This window comes from Paenibacillus sp. 2KB_22, from assembly GCF_052115745.1.
GTDB lineage: Bacteria > Bacillota > Bacilli > Paenibacillales > Paenibacillaceae > Paenibacillus.
In genome coordinates, this window is the sequence record NZ_JBFRHG010000002.1 from 1,667,574 (window position 1) to 1,681,806 (window position 14,233).

Here is a 14,233-nt window from a genome sequence, read left to right on the forward strand (position 1 = left end):
TCTCTCTAATGTGGTACCTGGGATTGGAAATCATTCCGGCTGGATTGATCGGCGTGGTACAAGACCACGTCCCCATCTTGCATCGGCCAACTTCTTCCCTGGCCATCTACCGGGCTGTTATCAAAACCTTCCATTTGCCATTGATTCATCAACGGCGCATGAATATATTGCAGATGGGGTGCATTCGTATTGCCACTGCGCAAAGTTTCGATATTGAAGTTAACTACAATGTAACCATCCCTCAGAAATACCGTTGCCTTGTCATCCAACCGATTTTGTCTGGAAAGGGATTCGAGATCGGTTCCTTTGGACACTGCATATACATCCGCTGGCAAGCTATATTCCCCATACCAACGCTGAATCGCTGCATTCGCCCGATCCACATTAACACTGGAGGGAATATCTGTTTTTGGGCCAATGAGTGTGCGGATCTGTGAAGGAAGAATCATCCAGTCATAACGACCTACCCACGTTTTATGATGAGAGGTCTGATCCACGAAACGAACCATATGCTCAGCCATTGTACTCTGATTGCGTTCCTCCTCCGACAGTTCATAAGTATACTGGTGGCGCGCTGTATCACCTAACTCTGTACCAAGTACATTCCGCAACCGTGAGTTCAGGACAACAAAGCGTTTTTCTAAATCTTGTGCGGATCCAATACGAATGAGTCGTTCCTGTCCCCGATGGTAGTATAAATCCACTTCTTGTCGGGTGGTGCCATCTTTACTCACAAAAGAGAACGTTGGCGTGATTCGGATACCATCCTGTTTCCCAAACATATTGCCTTTAGTCTTCAGATCAAACTTGAAATGGTAACCCGTCTTCACCGCTGCATTTCGGAAACCCTGTACCGGATGACTGCCGGGACGAATAGGCAGGACATAGGGAGCCAAATTACCTCGGGGATCTCCGTCGATACTGTTTCTACCGGTCCAGTAGCTCACACCCGTTGGTTCGGGGCTGCCCATCCGCTTGCGGAACACATTTTCCCAGTTGTAGTCTGAAATATCGGTGATGTGAAAATCATACAACCGTCCGATAACCTCTACAGCAACGGTATCTGCTGCGACATGATGGGTCAGATTCGTGTTGGCATCCTGTTGTTCTGTCAAGTTTGCTGGTGCATTTTCAGCGATATTACGAAACTCAATCTGGTAATTTCCTTCATCTACCCATACAGGAAGATAAAAAGGGGTGTCCAACTGATTTACCGGAATATCCACCCATGTCATGGCCGGAATAAACTGACTTCTGGCACCGTTATAAACATCGAATGGGAAACGAACCTGTTTGATCCGGAAATATTTCGCATAATCATGGTTTCCATAACCAGGGTAACTCGCTACATCCAGATGCTGCCCTGAAGTTGGGATTCGTACAATAAACGGACGCTCTAAAATAAGTGCAGCTCTGGTCGGATCGGGTGTAGTCTTCTGATTATGCGGCTGATCATCGGATACCCAAGCATAGTTCACAACTGGAGTATGTACTGTCACCGAGTTGATGCCCACAATGGGGAACTTCTGATCCTGCCCTCCGTTAACATTGCCAGGGAGAAGTCCATACGTAATCTCACCCGTGGTTGGCTGGTTAGCTTTGTTCATCAATGTGTTTTTGATCGTCAGACGGTTCTGGTACAGAACATCATCTCCAATCACGCCAGGTTGCGGGATCGTCCCAGGTCTTGGAGCGGTTTTCTCCAATGGGGCAGGATCCATAATTGTCGCTCCATTAAAGGCCACCTTGTCGTTATTAACAGTGTTCTCTCTAACCTTCGCTTCAGCTTCAGATTGAAACAATGACGTTTCATCCGGCGTAGGCGGTTCAGCAGAACCACCCGGAACCCCTTGGATGCCAAGATCAATTTCTTGACATGGCGCAGGTTTCACATGATTGGTAACCGCAGTATCCATAGCCGATTGCAAAGTCGGCGGTGTATATGCATTGGGCATCAGGGTCACGGTTTCACCATAACCACCTAGTGCATAGTTAGATACCTTGGCCTCATTTAACTTGTATACCTCCAGGTTATCGATCTGCCAATAGCTATATGTCCTTGTTACTTGCATGATTTTATCCCCAGGGACGTCAAGTTCTCTGGGCTCAGGAGGTGTTCCTGGATCCCCCTCACCACTAGACGCTCTTCCCGGAATCGTCCAGGTTTTATGATAAACCCTTTTGACAGGAACCGTGTAAGTCACCGTTCCTGTCATGTTAACCCAACGGTGCTGAAACAGATATTCCTTGGCCAAGACATTAGCATAGAGATCTTCCGAAGTTGGAATACCACGGGTAACATCGAACTTCTCAGATCCACGCTCGTCTGCCTTCAACACACCGCGAACAGATGGGTCTATAACCGATGCTTCGATAATCGTGCCTCTACTAGGTGGGCTGATGGTCACAGGGCAAGCGTTTGCAGGGTCGCCCCCCGGATCGCCATCATTCCCCCCTTCTCCATTATCCGTACAATCCTTAACTTCAAGCACCTGAGTCCCTTGTTCATCCAGTTGCTGAGCAGTATCAAGAAAATGGGCTTTTATCGTAGTGTTACCCACGATCCCTTTTGTCGTGATTTTGCCATTAGCACCGATCGTGGCTATAGTTGGATTCGAGCTCTGCCACGTCAATTTGGGATGAGCCGTCAGTTTATGAATAGAGCGATCCGGTTTGGTTAGAACTGCTTCTGCCTGTAGAGGTGTCGTATTGGCTTTACATGCATTCGGCAGATTCACAACGAGTCCTGGCTCAGACGTAACTGTTATGGTAGCGGTATCCGAGATCAAGTATGTACCATTGTTCCAGATCGCACGCACAGTGACCGTGCCTGGACTTTCGGCCGTTAACATCCCTGTTTTCAACTCTACACTCGCAATTGTCTCGTCAGAAGAAAACCATTTGATCTCTGCTTCTCTTCGGGATACGTCGATGCCCTCACCAAAAGCTACCGCACCATAGCCCTTCGTCTTTACCTTTGCTACCATCTGCTGGGTTTGCCCTATTGTGAGGGTTGAATCCTCTTCTACAGTTATCTCTTTTTCTTCTTCCAAATCACCTTCCCAGATGATATCCATGGGTGTAAAATAAGAAGCATTGTATTTAGGACAGCCCGCAGTTGTTTGACCACCATTTGCGAAAGGGCTCTTCTCGGTTGGTATATGGTACCCTCCAGTAATTGTTCTTATTGCAACAATTGTTGAAGGAAAAGGTGGGCTAGGGTCTCCCACACCAGTATATGAATCTTGATCTGCTCTCCCCTGATAATTAACATCATGGATTCGGACATTAAAGATACTTGAGTCTTCGACTCGTCTGGAATTATAATCAGGCCAGTTTTCTGCAGGCCATCTACTGAAATCTACACTATCCGGAACTTCTGTAGCAGCAGGAAATGGACTGGAACAACTCCCTGCATTACTTGCATAAGTTGGTCCCCCAGCATGGTCAGCTCTAAATTGTCCGCTATCCACTTGGTACCAATATACCCCTGGCCTCCCTACAGTAGGAGTCGCTAATATTGTAACCTTCCGAGGGTTTTTCATAGACTTAGGTCCATACTCATCTGTAGCAGCATGAACAACTTCCATAGGTAAGTACAATGCTAACAATAATAATATTTGTGAAATAAATATACTCACTAAAATAATAGCTGAAAAATAATTAAGCTTTTTCATTACAACTTGCTCACCATCCTGATAAGGCTACCTTTGAATTTTAAATTCTCCTTCTGTATCTGATTTCAAAAAATAAGACCAAGATTTATTCCTTAAAGTCGATGTAGTCCAAAATCTTTGCTGTAATCCTTTTTTTATAAGTTCTCCTGAGTCCATAGGAATTGTCACATTACTTTGTTTCTTAGCCAAGTCTAAATCAAGACGATTAAATTGTATTAAGGAATCCGAAAGACCTTGGTTAAATGTAATTAAATTCGAGGTTTCTAAGTTAGATGTAAATGACACATCTGCAAAAGTCCTATAGGAGCCACTTGCGTACTTATCCGGAAGAAAGAGCTTCGCGTAAATACCCTTCGGCTTATTTTGAGTAGCATCTACAACGATAAAACGATGAATTTTTAATACACCGGATTTATTGCTTAAATTGATATTTCCTTTGGATAAATCGGATATCATGATCGAACCTGAACTATACTTATAATTACTAATTGTCGTTAAATTCGTACCCGTCGTGCCGACCTCTCTCATTTCATTCAGGTCACTGTACTTACCGGCATCCGTGCCCTCCACGTCCATATAACGCAGCAAAATAGCCGATACTTCTGCACGAGTGGTAGAATCCGCGGGTTTTAATGTGCCATCCTGGAATCCACCGACAATGCCTGTCCCACGAACAAGGGCAAGATACGGAATCTGCTCGCTACGAATGGTTCCTCGGTTCACTTCCGGCGTGGGAAGTAGCGTATTTGTCGTATCGTTAAACGCATCTTGGAAGCTGGCTCCGGACTTGATCAGTCCATTGGCAATCCATTTCATCATCTCGTAACGCGTTAGCTCCGCATTTGGATTGAAGCCTTTGGCATAATCGCCAGCGTTAATGAATCCTTGTCCTACAAGCTGGCTAACTGCTGCTTCAGACCAGTGCCCCTTGAGATCAGAAAACGGGTTCTGCCCCTGTACCTCTTCTAGTCCAGTCGCGCGGGCAAGTATTGTCGCATATTCCCCACGCGTGATTTTGCCATTGGGACGAAACGTTCCGTCCTGGTAACCAGAGATCAGATTTTTTTCATAAGCTTTGGCAATTGTCGCTTGAGCCCAATGCCCCTTGATATCCTTCAACTTGCTAAGGGCAGTGTCACTTGTTACCGACGCCGCATTCGCTGTTGACGTCAAATGTACGGGGCCAATCGGTAATAGTGTTGCTGCCAATACAGCTGTCGTTACCAACCCGACGATCCAAACATTCCGCTTTTTCTTCTTCTCGTGTCCTTCAATTTGTTTCTTCAATCTACTCACGCTCCTATGTACCTTAGTATGGGGATGCTTTACTTGGTCAACCTAGTCACTTCTCTTCATAAACGAAACCTAAATTTGCCATAATAATCAATATTCTACCATGTTGTACTAGGCTATTGGTATTATTTTTCGTCCATCCCCATCACTTCAAGGCGTGCGTCCCTCCTTCCATAGACCCACTTCATTCGCCTAAAACACAAAAAAAGGCCATGAATCCGCAGATTCATAGCCTTATGCTTTAAGGGTGTGGTCTTTCTTATGATATTGGAAAATAAACTCACTCATAGAATAAACCATATCATTCCATTTGATCAACCTTTTTTTTATTTCACTCAGCTTTATTTTCCGTTCAATTCTTTATAGGAAGCTTCCAATTCCGTAATCAATTGATCACCACCGGCTTTTCTCCAGCTAGCGATTTCCTGCTCCCAACCTGCATCATCGATTTTACCCATAATGTACTTGGTCTGCGCATCCCAGATCATCTGATCCAGCTCCTGACCACGCTCGGTATAGATCGCCGAAGATAAGGTGAGTGCTGGATTGGCAATGGCGTACTGCTCATTCTCTCGCGCCATCTTTGTACCTTTCATACCAATGGGAACATCGATCAGTTCAGCCACGTTATATCCTTCAATGCTTAACAAATTATCCCGATATGGCTTCACTTCACGCTGATAAGCGTCGAAATCTTTGAGTTCGGTTTTCCCATCCGCAGTCTTGGTATAGTGCACATCGAGCAATCCACGGAGCTGCAACGTGCTCAGTTCCTCATCCATCAACTGATCCAGGAACGTAAGAACTTGCTTCAATTGCTCCTCATCCGTAACGGATGCTTTGGGGATGACCAACATTCCGTAGTTCCCAGGCTCTCCGGCGATGCGAATACCATCGGGCCCCTGGAACGGAGCTACATCAATCTCTCCATTCGGTGCATTTGGCGTAAGCCGTTGCTGAGAAGATTTTCCGTTCTGAGCCACACCATTCAGCTTCATGCCTACCAGGCCCGAATCCATTTTTTTGTCTGCATCAGAAGGATCAAGGGCAGGGAAGTCACTGTTAATCAGACCCTCGCTGAACAGTCGCTTGAAAAGTTTCATCGTATCCACATATTCCGGGGTCAAGAACTCCGGGGTCAGTTTCCCAGCATCATCCACACCCCATTTGTTGACACCGCCAATACTTACAGCAATCCGCGTCAGCGGCGAAGAGACACCCTCGTTATATTTCTTAAATAACAGTGCACCGTACGTATCTTCCTTACCATTCCCATCCGGATCATCCTTACGAATCGAGCGCATCACTTCATACCAGTCATCCAACGTCTTGGGTATATCCAGCTTCAATGTATCGAACCAGTCCTTGCGATATACTATCGCAGTCCGTCCAATATCCCGGAAGTTCGGAATACCGTAGACCTTGCCTTCAATTTTGATATTGTTAAAATAAGCTTCGGATTGGGCAGACAGGTTTTTATAATCCTTCAAGTAAGGCCCCAGTTCCCAGAACAGTCCCGTTTTGGCGGCATTAAACGTTGTCGGCACATAATTCACACGCATAATGGTCGGCATCTCGCCTGAAGCAACCATAACGTTCACTTTATCATCAAAAGCAGACTGCGGAATCCACTGTACATTGACATCCGTATTGGTATATTCCTCAATCTTCTGTTCAATCCCGTTCTCCTTGGCCGGTATATCACCTACCTGCATTAAAGAGATGGAAATGGGAAGTTTACCTTCCCCTGCAGCAGGCGCTTTTTCTCCCCCGCAACCTGCAAGCAATCCAGCGGACATTGCACCAATTACAACGATTCCGCCTAAACGGGACATTGGACCTTTTGGACTCATGAACCATCTCTCCTTTTGGATATGGTTATGTACACAGATCACTCCGATGACAGAACAACCTTCCGATCGCTGTTATCCCCAGATTTTTTGATTCCCTTCTAAAAGGGGAAAATCCGGGGATAAAGGCGAACGCTTCGCTTCCTCAGATTATTTCTGCCCTCTCCGTTCTCATGTACATGTTAGTTGGACTTGTAAAGTTCAATCTCCACCCCTGCCAAAATGAACGGAGCGACCGATTTCGGATCATTAATCCGAATGGATTCGGTCACATAATACTCATAGGACCCGTCACGATACGGGCTTCCTCCAAGACCGGCTCCGCCGTTACACTGCGTCAAGGACAGCACGCCTTCACGGTCCGTTTGCAGCAGATGCTGCAGCAGACCCTGATACCCTTTTTCCGCAACCGCTTTGAACTTGCCGCTTAGATATCCTTTACGTACACCTTTGGCCAATGCATAGACAAACATTGAGGTGCCGGAAGCCTCCAGATAGTTCCGCTCACGTCCCGGCTGATCCAGCAGATGTGGCCATAATCCGGTCTGTTGATCCTGTACATGCACTAGTGCGTTTGCTACCCGTTCGAAGATGCCCACAATCTGCCCGCGCTGCGGATGATCTACCGGCAGATGATCCAATGTATCCACAACCGCCATCACATACCAGCCCATCGCACGACTCCAGACATGTGGAGAACATCCCGTATCCCCCGAACTCCAACGCTGCTCTTTGCTCTCATCCCAGGCATGGTACAAGAGACCACTACGCGGATCACGTGTACGTTGCTCCACCAGCAAGAGCTGCAGAGCCGCCTTGTCGAACCACTTCTCTTCACCCGTCACCGCGCCATACTGGGTCAGATAGGGAGTGGCCATGTACAATCCATCCAGCCACATCTGGAAAGGGTAAATCTTCTTATGCCAGAACCCACCTTCACTCGTATGTGGCTGTCCCTTGAGCTGAATCATAAGCAAATCCGCAGCTTTGCGGTACTTTTCTTCACCCGTTTTCTCATGCAGCAGGAACAGTGATTTTCCCTGATTGATCTGATCCAGATTATATTCCTCAACCGTATAGGAACGAATCGAGCCATCTTCCTGAACAAAGTGATCCATTAGCTCACGGATGTAGTCAAAATACTTTTGCTCCCCGGTGTGCGTGTACAGCTCCTCCAGTGCTTTCAGAAAGCAACCATTCTCATAATGCCATGTGGAGTACAGCTCATGGTTGCGATAACTTTCCATGAATTGCTGTGCCATGCGCACCGATGTGAATTGCAATGTTTCCTTCATGATTAAGCCTCCGCTTCCGGCTCTTTATTGAGCCTGTTTTTTATAATCTTCGGCATATTCCTCACGAATCTGGTTTCCACCCGCATTGCCCCAATTCTCGATTTCCTTTTCCCAGCCACTTTGATCGATCTTGCCCATAATGTATTTGGTTTGCGCATCTGCAATGACCTGATCCAGATCCGCCCCGCGGTCACCATATGTTGGAGAATATAACGTCAGCGCAGGGTTTGGCACAGCGTGCTCAGCCAGTTCCTTGGCAAGCCCCGTACCTTTTTCACCCAGTTCCGTATCCTTCAATTTCGGTACGTTATACCCTTCGACATAAGGAAGGTTGTCACGGTAAGGCTTCACTTCACGCTGGAATGCATCGAAGTCACTCATCTCCACCTGATCTTCGCCCACTTTGGTGTAATGTTTATCTTCCATACCACGCATCAACAGGGTAGCCATCTCAGGGTCCATCAGTTTATCCAGGAAAGAGAGCAGGTTCTTGAGTTCTTCTTCCGATTTCACCGTCGATTTAGGGAATGCCAGAATTCCCGAATTACCCGTCTGTCCTGCAACACGATCTCCGTTTGGTCCAAGCAAACCAGCGATGTCTACCACACCATCCGGATTGTTTTTGGATAGACGCTCTTGCTGACTTTTTCCGTTCTGGGCGACACCAACACGGATACCCACAACACCGGAATCATACTTTTTCTCCGCTTCCGTAGAGTCGAATACGGCAAAGTCCTGGTTCAGCAGTTTCTCATCATACAACCGTTTCAACAGATCCAGCACCTGCATATATTCCGGCGTCATGAATTCAGGCGTGAAGCTGCCATCCTCTTCGACTTTCCACTTGTTAGGTGCACCAAAACTTACGCCCAAGCGCGTCGTGAAGGAATATTGGTCCTCATTATATTTTTTGAAAAGCATCAGCCCAAACGTATTATCCTGACCATCTCCATCCGGATCGGAGGTTGCCAGTGTTTTAATCGTTTCATACCATTCATCCGGTGTGGTTGGCACCTTAAGATTCAGCTTCTCGAACCAGTCCTTGCGATAGATCACCGTAGCCCGTGCGATATCCGAGAAAACTGGAACCCCATAGATTTTGCCCTCTACCTTGATGTTGTCAAAAAAACGCTCGTTCTGTGCCGACAGATTTTTGTAGTCTTTCAGCAAAGGCCCTACTTCCCAGAACACGTCATTACGCATTGCGCTGGTCACGGTAGGGTTATACTGCACCTTCACAATTTTCGGCATATCGCTTGAAGCGATCATCACATTAATTTTGTCATTATAGGCCGAAGCCGGAATCCACTGGATATCCAGCTTGGTATTGGTATACGCTTCAATCTTTTGCTGAATTTCATTGCCTTTGCTTGGCACATCACCCACCTGTGCAATGGCTATGGACACATTTTGTACGCCGCCCTCAGCAGCCTGACCCTCGTCTGATCCGCACCCTGCCAGCAAACCTGTCACAAGTGCCAGTGTGCTCAAGACAGCTACGGCTTTCTTTTTTGTTGCTTTCATAACATGAAAACCTCCCTTTTTTATGCAGTTATATGGTCAAAATGTACTGGCTTTGAAGCATGTGACGACTCAACCTTTCACCGAACCCAGCATCACTCCTTTTGCAAAGTGCTTTTGCAGGAATGGGTACACCAGCATAATCGGGATTGTGGAGAATACGATAACCGCCATACGAATGGTGAGCGGCTGGATCTCAGTCTCTTCGATACTCGTGTCTCCGATTCGGCTCTGTGCCAGAATGACAATCTCACGCAGCCAGACTTGGACAGGCCACTTCTCACTATCGTTAATATAGATCACAGCGCTGAAGAAACTGTTCCAGTGGGCCACTGCATAAAAGAGTGAAAATGTCGCCATGGCTGGCATGGACAAAGGCAGAACAATCCGGAACAATACGCTGACATCGTTACATCCATCAATTTTGGCTGCATCCTCCAGTTCGTCGGGAATGGCCTGAAAGAAGTTTTTGAGTACGATCAAGTTAAATGCACTAATAGCAGTAGGCAGCATCAGCGACCATAACGTATCCGTCAGGTGCAAGGATTTCACGACAAAGTATGTTGGAATCATCCCGCCGCTGAAGAGCATTGTGAACAATACACCCAGCAAAATGGGCTGGCGCCCACGCAAATATCTTCTGGAGAGCGGATACGCCATAAGGGACGTAAACAGCAGGTTAATGAAGGTACCAATCACCGTAATATAGACCGATACACCCAGACTGCGAATCAAGGTATCCGTAGAGAAAATGTAACGGTACGCAGCCAGAGAGAACTCTTTTGGAAAAAGAATAAAACCTCCCTTAGCCACTTCATGTGGACTGGTAAACGAGACGGCCAAAATATAAATGAACGGGATGACCGTCACAATTCCAATCAACAGCAGCAAGCCGTGATTCACAAAATCAAAGATCCGGTTGCCCCACGTTTTATCCTGTTGCATCTTAATGTTCACTCCTGTCTGGTGAAGAACGTCTGCTCCCGAGGGTTAGTAAACGCCTTCCTCCCCGAATTTTTTGGCCATCGTATTGGCACCAAGGACAAGCGCCAGCCCGACAACCGATTTGAACAACCCGACAGCAGCACTATAACTGTACTGTGCCTGTGTGAGACCCTTCGTGTACACGTAGGTATCAAATACCTCGCCCACATCCCGGTTCGTCGGAGTCAGCATCAGGAAGATCTGTTCAAAGCCTGTATCCAGGAAATTGCCCAGACGCAGAATCAGCAAGATGACGATTGTACTGCGAATGGCCGGCAACGTAATATGCCAGGTTTGGCGCCAGCGATTGGCACCATCAATCCGTGCAGCTTCATAGAGCTGGGTATCAACACCGGAAAGTGCAGCAAGGAAGATAATCGTGCCCCAACCGACTTCTTTCCAGATGGATTGTCCGACAATCATGGTTCGGAACCAACCTGGTTCAAGCAGGAACGCCACTTTTTGACCAGTCAGGTTATAGAGCAATTCATTAATCGCACCACCCTCGGTTGTGAACAGCATGTAGAATACACCGACAACAACAACCCAAGAAACAAAGTGTGGAACATAAACAAGAGTCTGTACAAATCGTTTGAAGCGTTCACGGCGAACCTCATTCATCATGAGTGCCAGTACAATTGGCAGTGGGAAAAAGAACACAATGTTATAAATGGCAAGTAAAAATGTATTTCGAAACAATGTCCAGAACTGCGGTTCTCCGAAGAAACGCTGGAAGTGTTTGAAGCCTACCCAGTCACTTCCCAAGATGCCCTTGTAAGGCGTGTAATCCTGAAAAGCCATCGTGATGCCATACATGGGTATGTATTTGAAAATAACAAAGTAAAGCACTCCCGGTATTAACATGATATACAGCCACCGGTTTTTGATAATGTCCCTCCACAGCAGGTTTTTGTCACTGCGGGTAGCGGGCCGTGTTCGAGCCGCCGTTTCGGCTTTCATATTGTCTTCCTCCCCACATTGGAAACGATTACAAAATATCACTTCCTGAATTCATGTCTTCATTGTGGAGGATAAACGAATGACTGGCTATCATCTCCTTTTAGCCTTTTGTTTTTCCTTATGTAGCAAGGGTTTAGCTCATTCCCCTCATATAATCTGACAACGCAATGAACTGCTTTCAACCTCCATATTCCTGTCTTAACTTCATGGATTAATACGGTCTTCTCCCTGCACCTGGACATGAAAAAGCCTGCCTGCCATGGCAGGCAGAGCAGGCTTGTTTTATCGCTGCTGCTCCCGGTACTTGCCGGGGGTAGTTCCTGTGATTTTGCGAAACGTTCGGATAAATGCGGTTGGATTGGTATAGTTTAATTTCTCCGCAATCTCCGATATTTTAAGATTGGTTGTTTGCAGCCAGGTCTTCGCTTTTTCCATACGGTACTCTGCAAGATATTCCGTAAAATTGACTCCTGCTTCCTTCTTGAATACCCGACTTAGGTAGACAGGGTGAAAATTAAGCTCAGCGGCACAGGCTTCCAGCGACAATTCACGATCATAACGTTCCTCGATCAAACGAATCATGCGCCTTGCAATATTCATGTATTGAGATTCTTCCTGCTCTCGCCAAAAACGGATGACGGGCTGGAACAGCCGTTTGCGGAACCAATTGGTCATTTCGTCCAATGTGGACAATTTCAGCAAATGGGACATGGATGCTTTTTCACCCAGTACTTCAGCCACATCTCCACCTTGCTCCTGCACAAGCTGATATACACGAGATAATAACTGAACCATAATGACGGGATATTCACTGAAATGAAGCTTCTTGTCGGCAAGCAGCCCCAAATATTGCGTAAAATAGGCGTCTGACTTCTCCTCATCCCCTTGTTTGAGCGCCGAAGCCAGCTGATCTTCAATCATGCGTAACTGAGTATACAACGCAGCCTCCATCTGACCACGTGGCTGTATATCCTCATAATGCAAAATAATACGGCTGCCCAGACTTACCCGGCCTTGCAGAGCCTCGCGGCTCTCTTGAACCGCTCTGGGCGTATCACCAATACAAGTATAAGAACGACTGATACCAATACTCACGGGCAGATTCAGATAGGTTACGACACGTTCGCGAATCCAGTCTGCCTGGGTGTGCATCCACTCCTTCAGCTTCACCTCATCCGTGAGTTCGGAGGCAAGTACGGTGACCTGTGCATCATCCAGCATGACCGGGGTGAACCGAACTGCCGAAGGAAGGAGTTCACCTACCATATTGTTGATAGCAAACAGAAGCAGGTCCCGATCCTGTTCCTCATATCGGGTTCCTTCCAAGGTATCCATCTGGAGCATGAGTACGCCAAGACTCGCCCACCCTGTAGGGAAATCATACAATTCTCCCTGATATCTGAAATCTTCTTCCGAGATTTTACCTGTTAGCAGTTTGGTCATAAAAAACTCTTGAAGATGCACATGCTGCCCCTTCATCTGCTCACGCATCGTTTTCTCCGAACTGAACAGTGTTGACAATTGCTCCTCAATATAGATAAATTCATCCTGACGGCGTCCTGATGGAGTAACTGGAGAATCCAACCCCTTCGTAAATTGCAGCAGTCTGGAGATCGGTGAATACATCCGCCGACTGCCGTATATGGCGACCAATCCCGTTACACATAACATGACCAGTGTAGCAACACCGGTAACCAATGCAATTTTCTGTGACTGGGCCGTGATCTGTCCAAGAGATACAACGGACACGTATAACCAGCCATTGAGTGGAGATTGCCTATAGCTAACCGCCACTTGGTTACCTTCCACCTCTGCACTGAAGAAACCTTCTGGCTCCCCCGTCGTTTGCACCATTTCATGAATTTCCTTATTCAGCGTGTCATACTTCCCGTCTTGCTGCATATCGTTCAGAAAATACTTCTGCTCCCGATCCAGAACATACATATCTCCGGAATTCGTATTTCGGCTCAAAAACGTACTCAGTTCCGTATCGGCGATATCAATCACAAGAAATCCCTTTGGTTTCACATTGGTTGGTATCATCGGAATTTTGAATACCATACTGACCACATTATCCGATGATATAAGGGCAGGTGCCTGTTCGGGTGTCAGTTCACCCATGCCAGCTGAAACGGGTACACTTTCTTTAGCTGAACTGGCATTCTGAGTAACCCAGAACAGGCTGTTAGTGTAGGTCAGATAAGAACCAATCCGGTCCCGAATGCTAAAATCATCCAATTTGCCAAAAGAACGCATCGAAACAACCCAATCTTCGTCCAGATTAACCAGATAGGCTTGGTCAATGTTCGTAACCGCTTGCAAGTTGTTAAAGCCTGACGTCAGGTCACGAATCTCTTGAAATTCGCTGCTATCCAGCGGTTTCTTCATCGCTTGAAGTACCAAGGGCGAATTGACATACTGGATGGATGATAATTGCAGGCTGCGCAGAACTTGTTCTACCCGCATTTGGGTCTGATGCAATATCTGAAGGTTGCTTTCACGTACTTTCTGTTCAATGTCACGTGATGCAATCGTATACGAGACCGAACCAATAACAATGACTGGAAGGGCTCCGAGGATCAGGGTAAAGCAGAGCAAACGCAGTAAATACTTAGGCAAGAAGAGCATCCTCCTTTATACGTATGTTTATTAA

8 protein-coding genes are annotated in these 14,233 nt (G+C 46.7%); all 8 read right to left on the reverse strand.

The genetic code is table 11. From position 1 onward, the window contains the following. Positions 1-5 precede the first annotated feature (5 nt). Positions 6-3,590, reverse strand: coding sequence for a DUF5704 domain-containing protein (locus AB4111_RS18475; protein WP_442032696.1), 3,585 nt, complete (start codon positions 3,588-3,590; stop codon positions 6-8). A 114-nt stretch (positions 3,591-3,704) separates the two neighbouring features. Then, the gene (locus tag AB4111_RS18480; protein WP_442032697.1) at positions 3,705-4,964 is read right to left on the reverse strand and encodes an S-layer homology domain-containing protein; all 1,260 of its coding nucleotides are present in this window, start codon (positions 4,962-4,964) and stop codon (positions 3,705-3,707) included. 347 nt (positions 4,965-5,311) lie between these two features. Next, positions 5,312-6,823, reverse strand: coding sequence for an extracellular solute-binding protein (locus AB4111_RS18485; protein ID WP_442032698.1), 1,512 nt, complete (start codon positions 6,821-6,823; stop codon positions 5,312-5,314). A gap of 179 nt (positions 6,824-7,002) precedes the next feature. Continuing rightward, a complete protein-coding gene (locus AB4111_RS18490) occupies positions 7,003-8,115 on the reverse strand; it encodes a glycoside hydrolase family 88/105 protein (protein ID WP_442032699.1) in 1,113 nt (370 codons plus the stop codon). A 24-nt stretch (positions 8,116-8,139) separates the two neighbouring features. Then, entirely contained in the window at positions 8,140-9,639 is a 1,500-nt protein-coding gene (locus tag AB4111_RS18495) for an extracellular solute-binding protein (protein WP_442032700.1), read from the reverse strand. Positions 9,640-9,708: 69 nt separating this feature from the next. Beyond that, entirely contained in the window at positions 9,709-10,581 is an 873-nt protein-coding gene (locus tag AB4111_RS18500; protein ID WP_062835838.1) for a carbohydrate ABC transporter permease, read from the reverse strand. Positions 10,582-10,626: 45 nt separating this feature from the next. Further along, positions 10,627-11,580, reverse strand: a complete 954-nt coding sequence (locus AB4111_RS18505) for an ABC transporter permease (RefSeq protein WP_076212382.1) — start codon at positions 11,578-11,580, stop codon at positions 10,627-10,629. A 282-nt stretch (positions 11,581-11,862) separates the two neighbouring features. Next, the gene (locus AB4111_RS18510) at positions 11,863-14,199 is read right to left on the reverse strand and encodes an AraC family transcriptional regulator (RefSeq protein WP_442032701.1); all 2,337 of its coding nucleotides are present in this window, start codon (positions 14,197-14,199) and stop codon (positions 11,863-11,865) included. Positions 14,200-14,233 lie beyond the last annotated feature (34 nt).

Bases quoted from the DNA above. Each gene is read 5' to 3' on its own strand.
- AB4111_RS18500 (WP_062835838.1), bottom strand. From the start codon at position 10,581: ATGCAACAGGATAAAACGTGGGGCAACCGGATCTTTGATTTTGTGAAT.
- AB4111_RS18475 (WP_442032696.1), bottom strand. From the start codon at position 3,590: ATGGAAGTTGTTCATGCTGCTACAGATGAGTATGGACCTAAGTCTATG.
- AB4111_RS18505 (WP_076212382.1), bottom strand. From the start codon at position 11,580: ATGAAAGCCGAAACGGCGGCTCGAACACGGCCCGCTACCCGCAGTGAC.
- AB4111_RS18495 (WP_442032700.1), bottom strand. From the start codon at position 9,639: ATGAAAGCAACAAAAAAGAAAGCCGTAGCTGTCTTGAGCACACTGGCA.
- AB4111_RS18485 (WP_442032698.1), bottom strand. From the start codon at position 6,823: ATGAGTCCAAAAGGTCCAATGTCCCGTTTAGGCGGAATCGTTGTAATT.
- AB4111_RS18490 (WP_442032699.1), bottom strand. From the start codon at position 8,115: ATGAAGGAAACATTGCAATTCACATCGGTGCGCATGGCACAGCAATTC.